The organism is Bradyrhizobium sp. CCBAU 53415 (genome assembly GCF_028128735.1).
In the GTDB taxonomy this organism is placed as follows: domain Bacteria; phylum Pseudomonadota; class Alphaproteobacteria; order Rhizobiales; family Xanthobacteraceae; genus Bradyrhizobium.
Genome location: NZ_LBJF01000026.1, coordinates 22,737 through 46,534, shown reverse-complemented (window position 1 = coordinate 46,534; position 23,798 = coordinate 22,737). Strand labels below are relative to the sequence as shown.

Genomic DNA, 23,798 nt, shown 5'->3' with positions numbered 1-23,798 from the left:
TGTTCCAGCCGTAACGAGCGCTACCTGTGAGTTTAGTCCGTTGTGCGCAGTTCGTACTGTTCCACCCTCAATCTCCTTTGGTGATCAGTCACGGGAGGTCTGGAGTTCGGTTGCGCGCGTGCTCGATCGCCTTAACTGGCCGGCGCGCAACATCGAAAGTATCGACGAAATACACGTTATCTGCAGGTACTGCGTTGATCGTTTCACTTAAGGGGCTCTTTGCAATAGAAGTGCTGTCAAGTCTCCAGAAGGGATGCACGAGGACGAAGCCTTCTGTGCCCCCCGCAAAGGGTTGAGTTAGGACCGGCAGCTTCAAAGGCCCGCAATGTATCACACGGCGATTGTTCGGGCTCAGGCGACGAACCTCTTCGGCAGCTTCCGCGGCCAACCGCGGCCAATCGGCGAGCTCGGGATATGCCTCAAAACGACCGTCTAGTCCTGCCTTGTGGGTGGGGTCCACCATTCCGCGGAGGAAGCCGATGCCCAGGCGCCAGTCAAGGAGCCCATGGTAACCACGGTTGTTGTACCGCTGCAGGCAGCGGTAGCACGCTCTGGCGCAAGCCCCCGGATGATCCCCTTCGAAGAATGGTTTAACAAGCCTATCGTTGCGATCATTCACCAAAGAATCGATTAGCCGACTAACCAAGGGGCGACGGCTTCCTCCGTCGGAGGCCGCAAGGCGCCTCGAGAACCCAGCTCCGTTTACCAAAAAATCGGCAATCTGTAGCATCGGAAGCCCATTCCTGAGCCGTGGCTCAAGCGCCTCGAACTCCTCTGGCCCGATGTCCATTTCGAGAGCCGCGCGCTGGATGATTAGCTGCGTCGCTGAGATCGCCGCAGCCCGCACGCTAATGGCGTGCGGCTCACGACTTCCTACACGATCAAACGAAAGCCTTGGTGGCACCAACCGCATGACGAGGTATAGGGAGTCCGTCTTCTTCCGTGACATCAGGCGAACCGCTTCCGGTTCGAGAGGGACGTTATTGGCGTCCGTCGCCCGTTCCCAGAGCCTCAGATCGTTCGCCACATCCACCAGTATTGCTTGGTCAGTTAATTTGCTGAACCAAACCGCAGGGTGTTCCTGGATCTTGAATGCCTTCTGCGAGGCTCCAACGATCGGGAACCCCTCTGGTTCACCACTGTCGCCGATGGGACCGCGATTACGACGAATGATGGCCGCCTCCGCGCCGGTGCTATAGGCCATGTTCGATTCTGCGACGGGCGTAGACTCAAGCTCTTCGATTTCGCTGGAAGTCTCGCGTCTAGCCGCGCGACTTGGCGTCTCGTCCTGGTCCACTGAAACAGGTTCGAACGAGGTTCTGAATGCAGCCGGGATATGGTAGAGTTCGAAGTCGGACGGAGAGATCGCTTCCTTGCAGTCTCCACAAGATTTCGCTTCAAAGACTCGGATAGGGGACGTATTGGTCGCTCCACATTTCGAACAGATACCGATATAGGTGGTGTCTTCCCACCAGGGTGCACCTCGGCCAGACAGCACACGCGCACGGTTTTGTTTGTCAACTTGGATGCGACCCAGTTTAGGCGTGAATCCAATTGACGTGTGTTTACGCTTGTCACGAATGAGGGATCCTCCTGGTGCGAATTCGTAGATCGCCAGATCCATTTCTCGATCTATCGTGTCCCAGTCGGGTTCTCCCAGCTCGTTGGGTTCTACTCCGACGTAAAGGTCACGCACGCGCGTAGGCATACCGTACATCGGAAGGAGACCCTGTTCGGCAAGAAAACTCGCCAAGCCCCCTTGATCCCTTTGCCCAGCTTCGGTCCGGCTCCTGATCTCGTTCATCAACTTCTCAACCGTCGCTTCCCGTACAAGTGCAGATTCCCGTCCGGGAAGGCCAAGTCCAAGCACGCGCGCACAACTTGTTCGTATCAGTTCCGTTGCTTGGAGAGCCTTAGCCAACGAAAGGTCCCATTCCGATCCAGCCGCGTAGAATATTGCCGCGGGCAGGAATTCGCCATGTATGTCCGGCTTAACATCGTCACCAGGCCAGTTGGGACCTGCGGCTTCGCGCAATTCCGCGAAGGCTGCAGTGAGCCATACCTTTCGTAAGAGACGAAGCGGGATTGCTAGATGATCCGTCGTCAAGAATGGCGGTGGGGGCGGATCTCCCGTGATCGCTTCGGGGTGCGCGAAGTAGTGCAAATCATGGCTCCGACCGCGGCATAGCGTTGCCGCCAGAGAAAATGCTTGCCCGCGTCGGCCAGCGCGGCCGACGCGTTGCTGATAATTGAAACGCTGTGGCGGCATGTTGGCCTGATAGACCGCTTGCAGCGCGCCAATGTCGATACCGACTTCCATAGTCGTGGTTACCGACAACATGTCGATTTCCTTGGCTCTACGGTCCAAGGCAGCATCGTAGTTGCCCGCCCCATCAACGAAGATTCCGCGAAAGCGGCGGAGGCGTTCAGCGGGCGACTGCGTTTGCCCCGTCAGCTCCTCGCATCTAAGACGGAAGGCGCCAAAACCTTCGGCCGTGCTCCGTTCCACCCGCTTTGCAAGCACATTTCGATTGCGGAGTTCACTTACCGGGCCGGTGGCCGTAGTTGAGAGTGGATCCTGGCACCGCGTGCAAAAGCCCGTGCCACGGTGCAAGTGAGCACGAGAACAATTCGCGCATTCAAAGTAGGGATGGTTTGGCGCGACGAGGCGAATAAAAAGCTTCTCTGGCTCGATAAAGCCGTTTCTATGTCCCAAAGCGGTCAATTTCGATAGCACTTCATCGAGCTCGGAACGACCCGACGCCTCAGCAAACTCCAACACGCGGGTGCTTCCAACCGATTGTGCGGTCGGCCACTCCTTCTTCTTGTCGTTTCGCTCGACCCATTTGTTGCCAAGAACGCGATAAGCGTCCGCAAATACTCGCAGGTAAGCGTCGAAACGGTCGGTCCGCTCCTCATGTTTGTAAAAGAGGCTTGGGTAGCCCAATCCCGTCTCCTCAAGTGCGAAGTACGTTTTCGAGAAGAGTACATCATCGACCAATGGTCTCTGTTCCCGAGCCACTGACAGCCTCGCTTCACCAAGTGCAAGGGGGTCGCCCTGAGTGGTCCAATCGACGCGGTCTCCATTCTCAATGAACAGAGCCTGCCATTCGAATAGAGAGGAGAGCTGCCCCTGGTTAGGAATCTTGCCGATACCGACTTCGTCGGTTGGGTGCATTCCAATCTTCACCATCTTCGACAACAGCGGGCTTGCCTCTCGTCGGAGTGGTTCACCCGCAGCAGGTATCCGCTCAACAATGGAGGCTAGCGGAATGCGATCGGGATCGCCTCGACGCCTCACCTCTCTTAGCCTTTGGGTGAGGCGAGAGAATTCCGCATCATCCTCTCTCGCGACCGCTTCGGCCATCTTCTTCTTGAGTTCTTCCTCTGACTCGACTGGACTTGACGCGATCTCCTTCAGCGCCTCAAGCAGCATCTGCCGCCGACTGTCTTGGTGGTGACGGCGTTCGATATCGAGCGAGGCCCTGGACGCGTCTTGTCTGCTATCCGAAAAAACCACGGCCTTAGCCTCGTCTCCACTGGCGTGCAGCAACTCGAACACTTCGGTCGCAACCAGTTGGGAGCTCTTTGCAAAACCGGCTCTGAAGTTTCGAATAGGTGATTGCCGGAACTTGGAGCTGCGACCCGCATAGTCTGCGCCACAGGCCGGACAACAATTGGGACCTGCAGAACCAGGACGTCGAAGTTCGCGTCCTCCGTTCTTCCGCGGCAGCTTGAAGATTCGTCCTTCTATCCGACCGGCACCCATAGCGCCGGCATCACTTACCAAGCCGTTGCGCGTGTCCAAAATGGCTTGTGGCCAACTTTCGTCTGTGTTGTCTCCTTGTTTGACGGAGCGCCGTGAAGGCCAGAACAGTGCAAAATCTTCGTAGCTGAGATCTTCGAAGTTACCGTCCGCGCCGGTTTCCGGCAAAGACTCCAAATCCGGTGACGCCGGAAGAAGCTCAACGAGAATTCCGAGGTTCGCTGGATGCTCGCCACGTCTGCCTCCGACGAATTCCTCCCCGCATGCTTCGCAATATACGAGCTCGAAGACCCTATGCAGATCATCCCCTTCTCGGGTATAGGTCGTTCCGCGTTCGACGGTCACGCCTTCGAACTCGACGCGCCCGCCCGCCTTGCTGGCCGGAGTAGCGAATAGGCCTTCTATCGAGCGAATGAAGACGTGTTCGCGAAAGCTGGACACGCCGTCCCTAAGTTTTACCGAATAGAGGGATTCGATCCGTTCACCGAGGCCGCGCAGCAGAGTCAATCCACGCAACGCTAGCAACGACGCCTCGGCCGATGAGCCAAAAATTCGTTGCGCGAGGACGTCTATTGCTGTCGCTCGCAACTCCTTGCGATCGTTTTGGCGACACCCCGCTGCCAGCACCGCAGCTGCAGTCTCGATGGCGCTTTTCGCGATTTGAGCCGGAGTACCGACTGCACCCTCCCGCGAGAGAACTTTGGCACATTGAATAATAGCCGCATCAAGCGCATCGCTGTGGGTCACATGACCCACATAGCCGCCAGTTGGGACTAGCACCTGCACCAGCTGGCGGAACGCTGCGCCGTCCAGCGGAAGAGTTACCTGTATGGAATCGCTCTCAGGCTCGCCCGGCACGATGCATTCGAACCAATCGTCTTTCGACGTCGCGCCTTTAGAATCCCGGCCGGTGTAAGTGCCAAGCGGGCCAAAGAAATCGTAGAGATATTTGAGGCTTCGCTCTCGGCCTTCTCCTTCCAAGGGTAGCGAGGCGCTCGATGCCAATATTCGCAGCTTGTGGCGCGTTTCCGGGCGATCCAAGCCAAGCCTATGCAGCAAGACTCTAATGAGTCCTGCCACCTCTGTGCCCGCGGAGCCACGAATCAGATGGAGCTCATCGAGAACCAAGAAAAAATAGGCATGCTCGTCTCGTTCCAACCATGACCGAGTTTCATCAAACATCCGCTGTTCGACATCTCGCGACAGCATGGCACCAAGCATCGAAACGTTCGTAACGAGAAGATCCGGCGGTGTTTGCTGTACGTCCCAGCGTGCGACGAGCTCCGCTCCGTCAACCGAAGGAAACAGGTAGCGCGTTGGCTCGTCATCGGGGTGTGCCGAGTCGTGACGACGGGCTTTTCCTTGATCTTCGGCATAGGCGCTCATGGCGTCAGCGACACGCTTTACCCGCCGTGCGGCGGCGTCCTTTTCCTTCTGCGCGTGGGGACGGCGAGGATGCTGAAGATGGCCCGCTACCGGCGTTGCGCTAGTATATCGTCCGAAGAAGATCCGGTTTCCCGCGAATCTACGATCCATTACCTCCTGTGCTTCAGGAGAATCGAAGGTCTTTCGCAGACGCGTCAGTTGATCCTCGACGAGGGCGTTCATCGGATAGAGGACGAGGGCACGGAGCGCCTTGGGCCTAGCCTGATGCTCATGCTGCCGGTGAAGTTGGAAATTCGTCGGGGTATCCTTCCACCATGAGCCTGCAAGATAGCCGGGTAGGGGAGCAGGCCATCGAACAGCTTCATTCGCCAAGGCCGCCAGGATAGGCAGCATGAAGGATTCCGTTTTTCCGGATCCCGTACCAGATGTTACAATCCCAGGAGTGCCTTGGCGGACACCACGGGCGAGCATATCAACTTGATGTTGGTAGGGCTTGAATTTGTGCCGTCTGAGAATCTCACCGTCTCCCGGTTCTCCGGGGAAAAGACCTGAGACTGAAAGCTCGGCAAAGGCGCGGCGTCCCTCTCGAGAAAGGCAATCTAGCGGATTGTCTTTCGTCATATCGATGAAATCGGCTAAGGCATTCTTCGCAGGTTTGTAACGCGAGATCGGTTCCAAGAACGGTTGGGTGGCCAACGTTCCGGGCGATCTCAGAAGCTCCTGTCGTCGATGTGTGAGGGCTGATCGACGGATCCGAAACGCGGTATCCAGATACGAGATGTAAAGCTCTCGAATTCGCTCGAAGCCGCCTAAAGGATCTAACATCTTCCTATCCCAAAGTTTAATCTTGGCGGCTGAGCAGTTCGCGCAGCCATTTAGCGCCGTTGCTCAGGCGCGATGAGATTTCAGCGTCCGCTCCGCTAGTCTCCGCGAAGGCGGACAGCCAAGATTTGGTGTCTATTTCGGTCGCGACAGCGCGAGCGGAGCGATAAATCGACGCCAGTCGTCGAAGGCGAATGCCGTTCGTGTCGTCGAATTCCGTCAAAACGCCTAGAACGTCATCGCTTATCGGCAAAGGCATTGAGGCTGCGTCGAAGCACGCGGGCGAGGGTTCGCGTCCCGACGCTTGAGCGAGAAGGTAAGGGGTCAATCCCGCACTGGGCGCTGGTGCGAGTGCGATGACCGCCCGGTCCATGTCCTGCCATATGCGATCCTTGTCCAGTAGCGAGGCGCCAATCGAGGCAAAGACAAGTAGATTGGAAGGGCGTCGAGAGTCCTTCAACAAATCGACTAGTGTAGGCAACCATAGGTCAATGGGCGTCCGATGAAGACCTTCCAGAGAAACCACGCGGAAACGTCGAGGATCGTAACGTGCAGCAGCCCAAGCGCGTCCGAATGCGGCCGGTAGGGAGTTAGAGGGTTGCCGCCATAGGTCGTCAACGCACAGAATTGCGGGATCCAGAATGTGGCGTACCACCTCGCCCCCACTAATTGCATCCGCGTAGCAGCTGACCAACCCCGACCCTCGATCCTCGGGAAATATTACAAGCTCGCCCGAACGAGCAGCGACGTCGATCAGCATCAGATCTGTCGGATCGTAACCACGGCGAAAGGAGCTATTGCGAAGAATTTGGCCGAACTCCGTCCACTCGTTAAAGGGTCTTTGAGTGAAATCTGGCTTGGTCCAAGGTGCGCCGGGCGCAGCCAGGAGTCCGAAGTCTTGCGCTGGTTCTTTCAGCCGCGTCCTGATCCTCGCTGCAAGCGTGCTAATGGTTTCTTCTGCGCCGGTTGGAACATCCGCTAGCTGCGAAAGCACTATCGATAACTCGTCTTTAATGGCCTGACGCGCTCCTTCAGCGTCATCAACAGCTTGCTGAACCTCTTTGCGCTCACGATCCAATCTCGCGGATAGCTCGGTGACTTCGGCGGCTAGGTGATCACGCTCGGCGGATAGCGGCTCCATCTCTTTTTCGAGCTCTTGGAGTAGCCGGTCTTCTAGGCCACGTCTGAGGTTCGCTTCTATTTCCTCGCGTCGGGAGGCGAGCTGGATTTCGATCGGACGCAGTACGCAAATCGCGTCAACGAGTTTGTCGATGAGTTCTACGTTGTGAGCGAGATTTGGCGCGAACGATTGAAGGCGCTCATGGAACGAGTTCAATTCGGCGCCTTCAGTCGGAAGGAGCCCTGCTCGAGAGAGATAGGTCACAACCTGGGAGAGTTGCGAGCGCGTCAATGAACTCTCAGCCTGGGGAGCAGCCTTACGAAGCCGCTTAAGTACGGCTTCCAGAAAATCCGAGTCCCGACACCAGTTGAGAACACCAACGGGCGCGCCAACAGTAATGCCTGGCACGGCGATCCATCGGCCTCCAATCCGATCGCCCTCGAAAAGTCGTGCGTCGAATACGTAAGAGTTAAGCGTCTCCAATCCGTCAATATGGGCAACCAAACGACCTAGCGTAGGATGCCTCTCCATCTTCATCCGCACGCATGTGCCATCCCCGAGAGCCGCGATGATGTTGTCGGTAGCTGGAATCGAGGAATCCACACCCCGCTCGACCAGGGAGCGACGAGCTTCCTCTGGTGCGACGGATCGAAAATCCAATACCTCAGTCACAGGGCGGGGATCGACCACTACGTATCGATCGGCCCCGGAGTCGCCGCGCTGATTTGGTTCAACGCCGAAAATCAGAGGGTCTCCCTCTCGGAAGCCGTTCAGTCGGGGGGCGAACACTCTGCCTTCGGTTGGAAGCGCCTTAGCCCAGTTGTTATAGACCCGCCAGCACCCGTCGTCTGCCTGAGCTACGGGATCGATCCGGGTGTAGGGTCTAGGATCGTAGGCCGGGCGGCCAAGATACAAGGGCGTGGACATCAGCTCTAGCTCATGGTCTGTGGTGCGAGCCAGGACGGCCGCCGACCAAGTCGGCGCTGCTCGGCCACGTATTGATAAAAAGGCTTGCGCTTAGTTTCAGCATTGATGGAGATCGCAGCTCCAAACGTTCGGCCGATCCAACGCGCCGCTTCGGTGTCGGAAGGATAAACGTACGTCCAGCTACCATCCGTGCGTAGGACCGGACCGGATGCTCGTAAGCTTCTGATTCCTATTGTCCGTGCTATGGGCATCGGCAAATAGCCACCCCGCGACCTCCGAACGAACGTCTCCGATGTCCAATCAAAGAGGGGTTCTTTGCGTCTGCGATGGGCCTCGAGAACAGCAAGCGTTCGCGAAGTAGTCAGGAACGTCTTACCATGATCTATAATGCGATAGAGGTCCCGATCGTCTCCACGTTCTCGAACCAACCGTTCAAGCCGAATGCCCCCCTCTGAGCCGACCTTGTCGGGCGCCAAAAAGAGACCAAGGTCGAACCGCCAAATGCCGGCGAGTAGCCGACCGAGGCCCGTTCGGGATTCGGCAGGCCAACAGGCAGGAGCGGCCTCCACACGCGGCTGACTGTGTTCCTTGATGGACCAGGCAAGATCATTGGAAAGCGCCTGAATGTCGCCTTGCACGATTAGCGTCGGGGGAGCCCACTCGGATACACCGGAACGGACGATGATTTTGCCGCTCGTTGCGGCCGCAGCATCGCCAAGTCGGCGGCGCGCGGCTGTTCCAACTGCTCCTCGAACTACAGCGATGTGGGGGGCTACAATTTCGAAATAGGGACTGCGCAATCGCCAAATGCGCGCGCGCCAAGATGTCGAAATTACTGGCTCCAACCAGCCGCCTTCGGCGAGACTGCGGAGAAAATCCCACTCGAAATGAGGTTTGGGCAACACGCGCTTCAGTGTTTCGATGAGTGCATTTTCGGTCCAGCCCCGCGGGGGGCCTGCATAAATGGCTTCCAAGACGTCCCATAATAGTGCGTTGACCGGCTCGTCGTTGAGAACCTCCCGACAACGAAACTGCTCATGCGTTTCGCCGATACCGACCAACTCCCGCTCGGGTTCGAAGCCAGAACCCTCCGCCGGAAATTCCCAGCGTTCTGGGACCTCGTCTTCAAAGCAGAGGACCTTTTCCGTCTCGGACGACGCCTCGACTGCTCGCACACGCCAACGGCCAGCAATCGCCCTTTCCGCGAACAGGCTCCAAGTCGGCGCCCGGCCGGAGAGTGTCAACGACCCAACGGTCGCACCAACCTTTTCCAGCGACAAGGTGCTGCCCTGAGATGCAGTCAAAGCCGGCAGAAAGGCGGAGCGCCCAAGCCAGGTCGAGTGGCCGGTCTTCACTCCATCAGCAAAGGAGAGATCAACAAGCGGGGATCCAGTGGCCGGAGCGAGCCCAAGGCGTCGTCGAAGCCCCGTCACAGAGTGCGGATCGAGCTTCCCTGATACAAGCCATCCCCCCTCAAGGGAGCGCCACTTTGTCTCCAAGGGCCAACTGACCGCCAAGCTTCCGGCTCGCGCAAGTACCACTATGGCACGATCCACGGGTAGATCGCTGCCTTCCATCGACCAGGTAGCGCCGGGTCCTTCACTGAGCATTAACACTCCCTGCCGGAGCGCATCGGCTAGTTCAGCAGGTAGAGTTAACGCACGGGAGGCTGCCAACTGCTGGACGGAACCCTCCCAAACAGCCTCTTCGTCGAGCGCTGCCCGTCCCCGAAAAAGTGCAAGGGTGATTTCGTCCTGTTCATAGCCACCGAATCGCACGTCCAAGCGCCAGCGCTGATTTCGGGGCTCGTCTTCTTGCTCGGCGAGACGGGCCTCAATGCTCTGGACTAGGCGCCAAAATCTGTGACCCAAGAGCATACGCCGGCGAGCGCGAACACTCGCGGTGAAATCAGCGAGGGCGGTTGCTACCGCATTCGGAAGTAGGTGAGAGTGGTTAGACCGTGCGAGCTCCTGAACAAGCCGTTCGGGCGCGCGGCGCGTAGCAGGTGAAATCCTGCGCAGAACCTGGGTGAGGGCGCTGCGATCGCGCCAAGACGGGAACGCGATTCGCACCGCATGTCCGATCAGCGTTGCGTGGCCAGGGTGAGGCAAAACGATACGACGGAACGGTTCCCCGGCAGCTCTTTTTCGGTCGCACCACCGAGCCAGCGACCTCCACAGCTTATTCACTCCATCAACGGAGTTGAATGGGCCGTCAGCGCCCAACAGCTCGCCAAGTCGAATGCGGAAATTCTGAGTGCTGCCAGCGCCAGTATCGGTGGCCGATACTAGACAGCTCAGAACCAGAAACCGAAAATAGGTCGGATCATCTGCGTCATGTGCGGGCGGCCTATAATCCCCAGATAACCAGCCCTCAATGCTTGAACGGCCGAAATGCGTGACGAAGGCTTCTTGTGCCTCAAGGTCCCCGATTCCATCGATTTTTGAAGCCGTTGCAATTTCGGCGGGAGTGGCATCAAGAAAGGAAAGGGGCGCTCCGCCGGATGGTCCGTCCGACCTCAAATAGTGAATTACGAGACGGCGCTCCCACTCGGCGGCGGACAGTGCCCCGCTCGAAACCTGCGTAGCCGACAAATCTCCTCCCCACGAGAACGCGCTCTTAGCGCTGGAATCATTCTGCTTATGGCTGTGGATACGGACGCTAGCAACCGCATACGCGATGGGCAACCGGATTTCGAATGGTACAAAAGTCGAGTTCGATGCCGGTGGAGCTTGCCGTTGGCAGGGACAGGCCAAGGGCTGGAGGCCGATGCAGCCGGTCGTTTCCGATTTCTCTCAAGCAGATTCATTGCGTGTGCTATTCTTTCGAGCGCCAACGCGACTCAACCACGTCAAGGAATATCAGATTGCTTAAACGAACACCCTTCGACGCCAACGTGAAGGGGGCAAGGTTAACACGACGTGAGCCGAACGAAGCTCAGTTCGCTAAAGAGCATACCAAGCATTCTGTAGTGGGCATCTTCGCTGGAATCGGTGGAATAGAGCAGGGCTTCCGAAACGAAGGGCATGAAAGCGTTCTGCTTTGCGAGGCTGATGCTCGTGCGCGCGCAGTCCTTGGACGTCGCTTCGCTACCGTGCCGCTGTCCGAGGACGTAAGAGAACTTAAGTCGCTCCCGGAATGCGGGATAGTCACTGCCGGCTTCCCTTGCCAAGATCTGAGCCAGGCCGGGCGCCGGCGCGGTATTCAAGGGCCGAACTCTGGTTTGATCGATGAACTGCTTAGGCTTCTCAAAAACTCGCGTCCGCAATGGCTCGTACTTGAGAACGTCCCCTTCATGCTGAGTCTGGAGCGAGGACGCGCGATTGAAAGGATCGTTTCTAAGCTTGAAGACATGGGTTTTGCTTGGGCTTACCGCACGGTCGATGCACGAGCCTTCGGTCTGCCGCAGCGGAGGCGCAGAGTTGTGATTCTGGCATCCCGCCACATCGATCCCCGCGCCGCTCTCCTCGGTGAAGATGCTGGCAATCCTGTGCCGAACGCTCGTGGAACACACGCCTGTGGATTTTACTGGACGGAAGGGAATACTGGTCTCGGCTGGGCGGTAAACTCAATACCGCCTCTGAAGAGTGGGTCTGGCGTTCACATTCCTTCGCCGCCAGCGGTTTGGTTCCCGCGACGCCGCTTAGTCGCCGTCCCAACGATCGAAGCGGCTGAGCGCCTGCAAGGCTTTGAAGCCGGATGGACGGAGCTAGATAGTGACGAAGCAAAATCTGCCCGCGGGCGCTGGCGTTTGGTTGGTAACGCCGTAAGCGTACCGTTCGCCCAATGGATCGCTCGACGATTGAATGTCGCGGAGAGTTATGATGACGGTAATGACGAGCCTGTCCGGTTGAACCGAGGCTGGCCTCCGGCTGCCTGGGGTTTTGAAGGTCGGCGGGGACGTTCAGCGGTGTCCGAGTGGCCCGTTTCCCGACCGGTGGAGCACTTGGCCCGATTTCTAGGCAGCGATATCGTCCCGCTTTCTAGGAAAGCCACCTCAGGCTTTCTCTCCCGGCTTGAGCGCAGCAAATTGCGTTATGAGGAAGCCTTTCGTCGCGATCTGCGACATCATATCTCCAAGCAATGACGAACCCACAAGCCATTGATCCGGTCTTGCCGGTTACCACCAAGCGAATGACCTCAACGCGGGGCCGCGACAACGCACGTGAAATAGCGATCCGGTCGGAGCTCCACAGGCGCGGATTGCGGTTCCGGTTGCACCAGCGTCTGCTGAAGATGACGCGGCGTTCCGTCGATATCATCTTTCCCGCGGCGCGCGTAGCAGTCTTTATTGATGGGTGCTTCTGGCACGGATGTCCAATCCACCGTACTTGGCCAAAGAACAATGCTAAATGGTGGTCCGAGAAGATCGAAACGAATATCGCTCGGGACCGAGACACCGATCGCCGACTTGTCGAGCTTGGCTGGACCATTGTTCGCGTCTGGGAACACGACAAAATCGACAAAGCGGCCGATCAGATAGAACGTACTGTACGAACACGGGCTTCGCGCTGCAATTCGCGTCCATCCATTGGTCGTGCCTAGGGGCAGCTAGCAAGAGACGGGAGTAGCTAGTTAACCTCCTACGTTTGATGGTCATGGCTACAATCCACTCGGTAACATCTCTGGACTTCATTCGTCTGTGCAGTAGCTGCATTCAGCGAAGAGTCCCATGAACTGTTCTAGTCCGTTTCTTTGCTGCTGAACCCTGCTGATCTAACTCTAGTTTCAGCAGTCGATGTGTCACACGGTGGCAATTCGCACAAAGGCACTGCAAATCGTCAAGCGTGGGCTTGTGGCCTTCCGCCATACCTTCACTCTGCACGTCGTTGTGGTGGACCTCGATGCATCTTGCAGCGGGATTTTCGTCTGGCCGATATAGGCGGTGTACGCGTCGGCGATCCGGGGGGAGGGTGGGTCTCAGAAAAAAGAACAACAATCAGACGCACTTAGAGCTACCCCGCACCTTTACGCTAGCGAAGTCCGCACGATAGCGAATCTGTGAGCATGGCGATGTCCCGAATCCAGGCAGTGCCACCCCGTTCGCTCAGGACAACGACGCGGCCTTGTTCGATATAAGCCCTGACCTCAACCGCGAGACCAAGGAAATCGCCGCCACGTCGCCGACTATGTGCGCGACAAAGGCGAGCTCGAGCTCGATGATATACAAAACCCTGAAGGCCGAGGGCGCCATCGTCTACACGGCCAAGCATGACCACAAATTCGTTTGGTGAGAACTAGGCCGACAAGGCCCAGTCGATGACCCTGGGCTACCTGGTGGTCGTCCCGGCGACCAAAAAGCTCGAACACCTCTGTGTGCCGCGCAAGACCAAGCTTTTCTAGCGGAGGCGGGGGCAAGTCGCCAAGAAGTCATGGAAAGCGCTTTCCAGACGTCGGGTTCGGCGTCCGGCAATGTGTGACTGAGTTTTGCGGTCCAATCTCGGCATCCTTTCCTTGGTGTCAGCCTATCCTGGCCGGGCGGGGTCAGGTGAGGGGGCTGGAATTCATGCCGCAACAGACCACACGCACATTCCAAGGGCCTCGGAGCCTTCATCGGCCAATTTGACTGAAGCCACGGGATTTCATCGGAAAACCGGGGATTCTCAGGTCACAATGAGAAAATCCGCTGCTTCCGCCTTGACCCTCCAAAGTTCCTTGTTCTAATTTTGTTCTCATGGCGGCATGGCGATTCTGCCAGCTGTTAGCCCATGTTTTGAATGACAACAGCAGCCGCCCCGATCCGGACAGGAACCATGCACGAGATCATCTGTCCCCACTGTGACAAGGCCTTTAAGGTCGACGAGTCCGGTTACGCGGATATTTTGAAGCAGGTTCGTGACGCCGATTTTGCAGAGCAGCTCCACGAACGGCTGGACTTAGCCGAGCGTGATAAGCAGAGCGCTGTGGAGTTGGCCAAGGCCCAGGTGAGCAACGATCTGCAAAAGGCTGCGGCCGCCAAGGACGCCGAGATCCTGGAGTTGAAGTCCAAGCTTGAGGGGAGTCAGGTTGCTCAGAAGCTTGCCGTCACCGAAGCGCTCAACGCCGTGGAGAAGGAGCGTGACAGGCTTGCAAACGCGCTGGCCGAGGCTGAGCGCGAGAAGAAAGCGGCCTCGGAGCTTGCTGAAGCGCTCCTTGCCACCGAGCAGCACAAGATCACCGCCGCCAAGGAAAAGGAAATTCAGGAGCTGAAGGCCAAGCTTGAGGCTGCTGAGCTTCAGAAGAAGCTCGCCGTGACCGAGGCGGTCGGCATCATCGAGAAAGAGCGCGACGAGCTGAAGAACGGCATCAAGCAGGTGCAGCTTGAAAAGCAGCTCTCCGAGCAGTCGCTGAAGGACAAGTACGAAACGCAGATCAAGGATCGCGACGACGCAATCGAGCGCCTGAAGGACATGAAAGCCCGCCTGTCGACCAAGATGGTCGGCGAGACCCTCGAACAGCACTGCGAGACCGAGTTCAATCGGGTGCGGTCGATGGCTTTTCCGCGGGCGTATTTTGAGAAAGACAACGATGCGCGGACCGGCAGCAAGGGCGATTACATCTTCCGGGACTCGGACGATTCCGGCACCGACATCATCTCGATCATGTTCGAGATGAAGAACGAAAGCGACAGAACCGCAACGAAGAGCAAGAACGAGGACTTCCTCAAGGAGCTCGATCGGGACCGGAACGAGAAGGGCTGCGAGTATGCCATCCTGGTCTCATTGCTTGAGCCGGACAACGAACTCTACAATGCGGGCATCGTCGACGTCTTCCACGGCTATCCGAAAATGTATGTCATCCGGCCGCAGTTCTTCCTGCCAATGATTACGCTTCTGCGGAATGCGGCGAACAACTCGCTCAAGTACAAGAATGAGCTGGCGCTCGTGAAAGCGCAGAACATCGACATCACCCAATTCGAAAGCCAGCTTGAAACGTTCAAGACCGCATTCTCGAAGAACTACGATCTCGCCTCTAGACACTTCCAGACCGCGATTGCGGAGATCGACAAGTCCATCGATCACCTGCAGAAGACCAAGGACGCGTTGATCGGCGCCGACCGGAATCTCCGCCTTGCGAACGACAAGGCGCAGGACGTGACGATCAAAAAGCTGACCCGGGGCAATCCGACGATGGCAGCGAAGTTTGCGGAGCTCAAAAGCCATACCGCTGAAGCTGCGGAGTAAATCCTAAGCCGGGTCAGGCAGAACATGCTGTGACCTAATATGGTGTGATCACATTTACGATTTAAGGTTGAGCGCCGGGAGGCCCGATGCCGCAACTTTTCGTCGCTTGCGGTGACCATGGCCTAAGCTCTGTCATGGTGTTCCGAGGGCGCCGGCTCAACGGGTCGACGTAACGCAAGCGCTAAATCTCTCTGCACGGGGGCGGACTTCCCTTCCTGATGTGGCCGCCGAATCGTGGCGGCGTCCTTTCCTGCGATACAACCCCCAGGGCCAACGACCTCACTCGGCTGATCCGTCGATGGACTGCACCCAGCGGCTTGCAATGATCACGATGGGGCAGGAATCTGCGGTCCACGACCCTGTGATTGGCACGCAGTTGAAAAACAAAATTCTGATTGGTGAGGCAGATCACATCTGTCTGCAGCCGTCGGCCGCAAAGTCTGGCGGACGCAACGCTGTATTTCGAGCCAAACGGAGTTCCATGAAGCGTCGGTTGAACTTTCGACATTGGCCGCGGCGGCGTCTTGCGAGCAAGCCAATGAAATAGCGCCGGCGAAAGTACACGAGAGAGATCCGAGGGGTACATCGGTCGCATGCCGCAAACAGAACAACAACCCGAAACGCCATCGCCATTCGCAGCGCCGCAGGTCAGCCTCCCGAAAGGCGGTGGGGCCATCCGAGGATTGGGCGAGAAGTTTCAGACCAATCCGGTGAACGGCACCGCAACCCTCACCGTCCCGATTCCGCTGAGCAAGAGTCGCGGTGAGTTTCAACCCGCACTCACCTTGTCTTACAGCTCCGGATCAGGCAACGGCCCTTACGGACTCGGCTGGACACTCGGCCTTCCTTCTATTTCCAGGCGGACGGACAAGGGCGCTCCGCGCTACGTGCCCTTCGCGCGGCGCGCCGAAAACGTCGCGGCGGCCGATGCCGCGGCAGATATTTTCCTGCTGTCCGGATCGGAAGATCTCGTGCCGATCAGCGCAGAGGACGGGCCGTGGATCGCACATCGAGAGACGAACGGCTACTTCGTGCGGGCTTTTCGACCGCGCATCGAAGGGGATTTCGCACGGATCGAGAGCTGGACGCGCATCGCGGACGGCGACACGCACTGGCGTACCATTTCTCGAGATAACGTTCTCACCGTCTACGGCGAAACGCCCGAATCGCGCATTGCAGATCCCGAGGATGCGGAGCGTATTTTCGAGTGGCTCATCTGTCGCAGCTATGATGATCGCGGCAACGCCATCGAGTACGAGTACGCGGCCGAGGGCGACGATGGTGTCGACATCACGCGTGCGAGCGAGCGCCTTCGATCCCGAAGCGCGAACCGATACCTGAAACGCGCCCGGTGGGGACCCCGCAAACCGGTACTGCTCGATGTTTCAATCGACTCGGCGCGTCGCTGTCATCTGCCACGGCCGCACGTCGATCCGGAAACCGAATGGCTGTTCGAAGTGGTGCTCGACTACGGCGATGAATCGTTCTCGCACGAACCGGAGGCGGACGGATTCGAGCGCGTGCGCTGGACGAACGCTCCACCGCATCCGAGACATGCGCGCCGAGACCCGTTTTCGAAATCGCGCTCTGGGTTCGAGATCCGCACGCATCGATTGTGTCGACGCTTTCTCGTAGTGCATCGCATGCCGGAGATGCTCGGCAGCGAGCGAACGCTCGTACGCGACATCCAGTTGGACTACGACGAGAGACCGCTCGGCACGCGCCTGTCGCACGTCACACAGTCCAGCTATCGGTTGCTCGAAGATGGATCGTATCGGCGACGATCGATGCCGGAGTTGTTGCTGCAGTATGCGCCGAGCGCGCTTGACGATCCGGCGCGTCGAGAATGGAAGGTCGAGCAGCTGCCGCGCGAGAGTCTCGAGAATCTTCCCGTCGGCGTCACAGGTCAGGGCTACCAGTGGACGGATCTCGATGGCGAAGGAATCGCCGGCGTGCTCGCCGAAGAGTCGGGCGCGTGGTACTACAAACCGAATCGTGGGCAGGGCCGGTTCGGGCCGGTGCAGGTGGTTCGCACCAGACCCGCGAGCGAGGGCGGCCGATGGCAGCTGATCGATCTCGACTCGGATGGCCGGCTCGAGCTCGCGACCCTCACGCAGGGCACCGGCGGATACTTCGATCGCACCGATGATGGGGGGTGGACGCCGTTTCGTCCGTTCCGCTCGTTCCCGCTCGTCGATTTCACCAGTGCTAACGTTCGTCTGACCGATCTTTCGGGTGACGGGCTTGCCGACATTCTGATCACGGACGATCAGGCGATCACGTGGCATCCGTCGCTCGGCGACGGCGGCTTCGGAGAAGCGGTCCGCGTGCGCGTGCCATGGAACGAGGAAGGCGGTCCACGCGTGCTACTCGGGCAAGCGGACCAGACCGTGTTCCTCGCCGATATGTCAGGCGACGGTCTCACTGATCTCGTCCGCGTTCGCAACGGCGAAGTCTGTTACTGGCCGAATCTTGGCCACGGCCGATTCGGGCCGAAAGTCACGATGGACCGCTCGCCCCGCTTCGATGAGGAAGGCATCTTCGATGCGCGTCTGCTGCGCTTCGCCGACGCCGATGGCTCCGGACCGACCGACGTCTTCTACGCCGGACGCCAGGGCGTCAAGGTGTTCCTCAATGAAAGCGGCAACGGACTGAGCGAGCCGCGCACGATTTCGGAGATGGTGCTGACCGAAGGCGTGGCGCTCGACGTTCTCGATCTGCTCGGGCGCGGCACAGCCTGCCTCGTGTGGTCGACCGCGCTTCCAGGCATCGCATGGCGTCCGGTGCAGTTCATAGACCTTATGTGCGGCACGAAGCCGCATTTATTGGTCCGCTGGGACAATCAGCTCGGCGCCGAGACGCGGCTGACGTACGCGTCCTCCACCGAGTTCTATCTCGCCGACCGAGAAGCCGGACGGCCATGGGTTACGCGTCTGCCATTTCCGGTACACGTGCTCGAACGCATCGAGTCTTTCGATCACGTCAGTCGGAATCGATTCGTTAGTCGCTTTAGATATCACCATGGCCACTACGACGGTGTAGAGCGCGAGTTCCGCGGCTTCGGCATGGTCGAGCAGTGGGACACGGAACAGTTTGCGGCGCTCGACGGCAGCAATTTCCCGGCAGACAACATCGCAGCCGAATCGCACGTACCGCCCGTGCACACCAAGAGCTGGTTCCATACCGGCATCTGCCTCGGTGCCGAGCGGGTCTCTCGTCACTACGAGCGCGAATATTTTCGCGAGCCCGGACTGACGCTCGCGACTGCGCGCGCGCAGCTCCTCGACGACACCATGGTGCCGCCCGGCTTGACGCCGGAAGAAGATCGCGAAGCGTGTCGGTCGCTAAAAGGCACGTTGCTGCGCCAGGAAATTTACGCTGACGACGCTGAGGGACCGCTTGCGACACCTGCGCAGGTTCGACGATCGCGCACGCCTTACACGATCACGGAGCAGAACCTCAGCATCCGGGTGCTGCAGCACCGAGGCCTCAATCGATACGCGGTGTTTTTCACGCACGGGCGCGAATCGATTACCTACCACTACGAGCGCAATCCGAAGGATCCCCGCATCCAGCATACACTCACTCTGGAAGTGGATGACTACGGCAACGTGCTCAAGCAGGCGGCCATTGCCTATGGTCGGCGCACTTCGCCGTTGTCGACGCAATGGGATCGTGACCGCCAAAGCTCGTCCCTGCTGACTTATACAGAGACACGCTTTACCAATGCGGTCACGTTGCCGGACGCGCATCGCAATCCGCTTCCTTGCGAATCCATCACATTCGAGTTGACCGGCTACGCAGCGACGGGGAAGAGTGGCCGGTTCCAAGCATCGGACTTCGTCGAGCCCGATCCGGCACGCGGAGGTCGTCTGCGCCACAAGCATTCAGGCCCTGATGTCGCCTACGAAGCGACGGCCACAGGCAGTCAGCGGCGACGTCCGGTTGAACGGGTGCGAACGTTCTATCGTCGCAACGACCTGGGTGCGCTCCTGCCGCTGGGCGAAATTCAATCGCTTTGTCTCCCCGGCGAGGGTTACAAGCTCGCATTCACACCGGGTCTTCTTAACCAGACTTTTCAGCGTCCGCGTTCCGGGCGGAGTGCCGAAGCGTTGCTGCCCGATCCTGCGCGCGTGCTGGGCGGGCAAGATGCTTCGGCCGGCGGCTACGTCGACCTCGATGGGAACGGCCACTGGTGGATACCCTCGGGCCGCGTGTTCTTTCACGCGGGTGAGGTCGCGGCCGCCGACGAGTTGGCTGAAGCCGGCGCCCATTTTTTCACGGTGCGCCGCTACCGCGGGCCCTTCGAGCAGAACTCGTCTGTCGACTTCGATGCCTACGATTTGCTGATCGCCGGGACGCGCGATGCACTCGGCAATCGCATTACGGTCGACACCATTGATTACCGCGTAATGCAGCCGTCCTCAGTCAGCGACGCCAACCGCAATCGGACGCAAGTCGTCTTCGACACGCTGGGCATGGTCGTGGGCACTGCCGTCATGGGCAAGCCTCTCCCCGCTCCGCTCGAAGGTGACTCGCTCCATGGCTTCGTCACCGACCTCACGCAAGCTGATCTCGATGGCTTTTTCGATGCGCCCGATCCGCACAGCAGCACTGCGGCGCTGCTGCAGCACGCGACCACGCGTGTCCTCTACGACCTCGACCGCTTTCGCCGCACCCGACAGGCCAGCCCCAACGACCCGACAAAGTGGCAGCCGGCCTGCGCCGCCACGCTCGCCCGCGAAACGCATGTCAGCGCGCCATTGCCGCCGCAGGGCCTGAAGATCCAACTCAGCTTTTCCTATTCCGACGGTTTCGGACGCGAGATCCAGAAGAAGTTCCAGGCTGAGCCGGGCCCTGGACCACAGCGGAATGCCAACGGCAAGATAATCGTGGGCGCGGACGGTCAGCCGGTAACGACACCGAATAGCGTGGCCCCGCGCTGGTTCGGCAGTGGCTGGACGGTGTTCAACAACAAAGGCAAGCCGGTCCGCCAGTTCGAGCCCTTCTTCACCGGCACCCATCGTTTCGAGTTTGATGTCCGCATCGGCGTTAGCCCGGTGTTGTTCTACGACCCGGCTGAGCGCGTCATCGCCAAACTACACCCGAACGGCTCTTTCGAGAAAGTGGTGTTCGACCCTTGGCAGCAGACCACCTATGACGTCAACGACACCTGCGCGCCGGGCCCCGCCCAACCGGGCGATCCAAGACCACCGCAGACCGGCGACCCGCGTACCGACCCCGACATCGCCGGCTACGTCGCGAAATACTTCAAGACACAGCCCGCAACCTGGCAGACCTGGCACAAACAACGTATCGGTGGCGCCCTAGGAGCGGACGAACAAAGGGCCGCCGAGCGCGCCGCAGCCCACGCAGACACGCCCACGACGGCGCGTCTCGACGCCCTGGGCCGCCCTTTCCTGACGATTGCGCGCAATCGCGTTGTCTGTGCCGGCCACGCCCTGAACAACACCGAAGGCAGCTTCGCCACCCGCGTCGAGCTGGACATCCAAGGCAACCAGCGCGCCATACGCGACGCCATCCAGCAGGCCGGCGACCCGTTCGGCCGCATCGTGATTCGCTACGCCTACGACATGCTCGGCAATCGCATCCACCGTTTCAGTATGGAGGCCGGCGCCCGGTGGACGCTTAACGACGTGGCCGGCAAGCCCATACGCGCCTGGGACAGCCGCGGCCACAACTTCGCCACCACCTATGACGCGCTGCGCCGTCCGGTCGAGCAAACCGTACGCGGCACGACTGCTGAGTCTGATCCGCGCACGCTGAACTGCGACATCCTGGTAGACAGGATCGAGTACGGTGAATCACTCGCCAACGCCGAAACGCTCAACCTTCGCACTCGCATCTGCCGGCACTTCGACTCGGCTGGCGTTGCCACCAACGCCCGGCTCGATGCCAACGGCAGCCCGATCGAGGCCTTCGACTTCAAGGGCAACCTGCTGCGTAGTACGCGACGGCTGGTGAGCGATTACACCGCCATCCCCAACTGGCTGCTGAACCCGAAGTTGGACGATGAATTGTTCGAGGGCAGCACCCGCTACGACGCCCTCAACCGCCCCGTCCAATCTGTTGCACCCCGCAGCAATCTGAGCCCCGGCAAGTTCAACGTCATCCAGCCCGTGTTCAACGAAGCCAATCTGCTGGAGCGGGTGGACGTGTGGCTGGGGCGCGCGGCAGAAACCACCGCGCTGCTCGACCCGGCTAGCGAGGCGGCATCGCCGGTCGGCGTCGCCAACATCGACTACAATGCCAAGGGCCAGCGCCTGCGGATCGACTACAAGAACGGTGCCAGCACCTTCTACCGCTACGACCCGCTTACCTTCCGGCTCATCCAATTGTTGACCAGGCGCAAGGCTGCGGACTTCACCGGCGACGACCCGCAGCCTCCCGTTCCCGGCTCGCCCGGCAAACATGTGCAGAACCTGCACTACACCTACGATCCCGCCGGGAACATAACTCATATCCGGGACGACGCGCAGCAGACCGTCTTCTTCCGGAACAAGCGCGTCGAGCCGAACAACGACTACGTTTACGACGCCCTCTACCGGCTGATCCAAGCAACCGGCCGCGAACACCTGGGCCAGGGCGGCGCGCCCATCGTCCATTCTCACGACGACGTGGATCGTATCCGGCTGCTGCATCCCGGCGATGGCAACGTTATGGGCACGTACATCGAGCGCTATGTGTACGACGCCGTCGGGAACTTGCTACAGATGCAGCACCGCGGCAGTGACCTTGCTCATTCTGGCTGGACGCGCGCCTACAACTACCTCGAACCTAGCTTGATCGAAGACGGCAGCGGCAGCGCGCTGCTCAAGAACAGCAACCGACTGACCCGCACCACGCTGAACCCCGCCGGCAACGCCCCCCACCCGGAGTCCTATTTGCACGACGCCCACGGCAACATGCTGCGCATGCCACATCTGGGCTGCGGCCTTCCCGGGCCGAATCTCCACTGGGACTACAAAGACCAACTGCGCCGGACCGATTTGGGTGGCGGTGGCACAGCCCTGTATGCGTACGACGCTGCAGGCCAGCGCATCCGCAAAGTGTGGGAGAAGGCCCCAGGCCTCACCGAAGAGCGCCTCTACATCGGCGGCTTCGAGATCTTCCGTAAACACAGGGGCGCGATCGGCGCTGGCACTGTCGTGCTGGAACGCGAGACGCTGCACGTGATGGACGACGTGGGGTGCCTCGCCCTCGTCGAGACGCGCACCCTCGACACCAAAGGCTGCGATCGATCGCCGCAACAGCTCATCCGCTACCAGTTCGGCAATCACCTGGGCTCGGCCAGCCTCGAGTTGGATGACGAAGGACAAATCATTTCTTACGAGGAGTACGCGCCGTACGGTAGCTCGACTTATCAGGCCGTGCGCAACCAGACCGAGACGGCGAAGCGTTATCGCTACACGGGCAAGGAGCGCGACGAAGAAAGTGGTTTGTATTACCACGGAGCGAGATACTACGCCGTCTGGCTGGGTCGTTGGACGGCGGCCGATCCGGCGGGACTCGTGGACGGGCCCAATCCCTATGTCTATGGCCGCAGCAACCCACTGAACTTCACTGACTCGACCGGCACGCAGTGCGATCCGACCAATGCGACATGCATCGATGCGACTGAATCCCAAATCGATGATGAGCCGCCTGTCTGCCTCGCGCCCGAAGATATGGTTTGCCAAGCTCCTGAAGAGCCACCTCCTGTATCAGTCGAATCCGACGAAGACTTTTTGAATAGGGTGTCGGCTCGATCGCTGGAATTAAAAGAAAAATATACTCAAGGACTGATGCGACCGATTCTCGACCGGGGGTTATCCAACAGCGATCCCCGTCTTACTCCCAACGAGATCGGCAAGCTGCGCACCCGAGCGGACAGTCTGCTCGTTGTCTCCGATGCGATGCGAAAAGCTGGGCTCAATGAGGATGCCTCAATCATGCTTCACATCATCGGCGATCTAAGGACCGAGGCAAATTTCGCTGAGGTACAATGGAATAAGCTATCAAGTTCGGCCCAAAACTATTGGAAAATGAAGATCGACCACGCTGACTGGCAAATTAAGGGCAACATACTTACCGACATGACTGGATCTATAGTAAATGAAAGCCAAAGCGCTGACGTTCAAATTGTGATGGGCATATTTGTTGGCGCCATGGTGGCGGGTTTGCCCGGGCCAGGTGGCGGTGGTGGACAAAGACCGCCCAATCCGTTCTCAGGTTTAACCGATGCAGAGATTGATACTGCTCTTTCCTCGATGTCATCCAAGAACATTTTCCGTGGTCCCGTCAGCGCAACCCAATCCGGGATAGCTCCGGAGTCCATGGTGCCAGTGTCTCGTTGGGGGCGACCGGGCCTGCAACCAGGAGACTGGATTGTGCCCGGCGAACCGTCCGCCTGGTCTACTTATGCCAAGTCATTCAAGTGGGAGCCTAAATGGTTCGGCGCGAAATGGGCAAACGATCCAGCTCCGCGTTCATCAGGACAAGGTTTCATAGTTCCTCCAGAGCATGTGACACCACCGACCGGCATGGGTTTGGATGGATGGATAAAGTCGTTGTTCGGGCAACGCAGGTACACGCCCCCACAATAGTGAGGCAT

7 protein-coding genes are annotated in these 23,798 nt (G+C 59.0%); 4 read left to right on the top strand and 3 right to left on the bottom strand.

Going from position 1 to position 23,798, the window contains the following annotated elements:
- Positions 1–88: 88 nt before the first annotated feature.
- Genes XH87_RS24140 through XH87_RS24130 form a run of 3 tightly spaced genes read right to left on the bottom strand, consistent with a single transcriptional unit; the run spans position 89 to position 9,376 of the window.
- Complete coding sequence (locus XH87_RS24140) at positions 89–5,977, bottom strand: DEAD/DEAH box helicase (RefSeq protein WP_271589186.1); 5,889 nt, start codon at positions 5,975–5,977, stop codon at positions 89–91.
- 16 nt (positions 5,978–5,993) lie between these two features.
- Positions 5,994–8,021, bottom strand: coding sequence for a hypothetical protein (locus XH87_RS24135; RefSeq protein ID WP_271589185.1), 2,028 nt, complete (start codon positions 8,019–8,021; stop codon positions 5,994–5,996).
- Between the two features lie 5 nt (positions 8,022–8,026).
- On the bottom strand, positions 8,027–9,376 hold the full coding sequence (locus tag XH87_RS24130) for a hypothetical protein (protein WP_271589184.1): 1,350 nt from the start codon (positions 9,374–9,376) through the stop codon (positions 8,027–8,029).
- A 1,511-nt stretch (positions 9,377–10,887) separates the two neighbouring features.
- On the opposite strand from XH87_RS24130, the gene XH87_RS24125 reads away from it, so the two are divergent.
- The 4 genes from XH87_RS24125 (at position 10,888) to XH87_RS24115 (ending at position 23,790) form a co-directional block, all read left to right on the top strand.
- Positions 10,888–12,108, top strand: a complete 1,221-nt coding sequence (locus XH87_RS24125; protein WP_271589183.1) for a DNA cytosine methyltransferase — start codon at positions 10,888–10,890, stop codon at positions 12,106–12,108.
- A complete protein-coding gene (locus tag XH87_RS36845; protein WP_442868300.1) occupies positions 12,105–12,566 on the top strand; it encodes a very short patch repair endonuclease in 462 nt (153 codons plus the stop codon). The genes XH87_RS24125 and XH87_RS36845 overlap by 4 nt, the downstream gene beginning before the upstream one ends.
- Positions 12,567–13,774: 1,208 nt before the next feature.
- On the top strand, positions 13,775–15,184 hold the full coding sequence (locus tag XH87_RS24120; RefSeq protein ID WP_271589182.1) for a DUF2130 domain-containing protein: 1,410 nt from the start codon (positions 13,775–13,777) through the stop codon (positions 15,182–15,184).
- A gap of 593 nt (positions 15,185–15,777) precedes the next feature.
- Positions 15,778–23,790, top strand: a complete 8,013-nt coding sequence (locus tag XH87_RS24115) for a SpvB/TcaC N-terminal domain-containing protein (protein WP_271589181.1) — start codon at positions 15,778–15,780, stop codon at positions 23,788–23,790.
- Positions 23,791–23,798 lie beyond the last annotated feature (8 nt).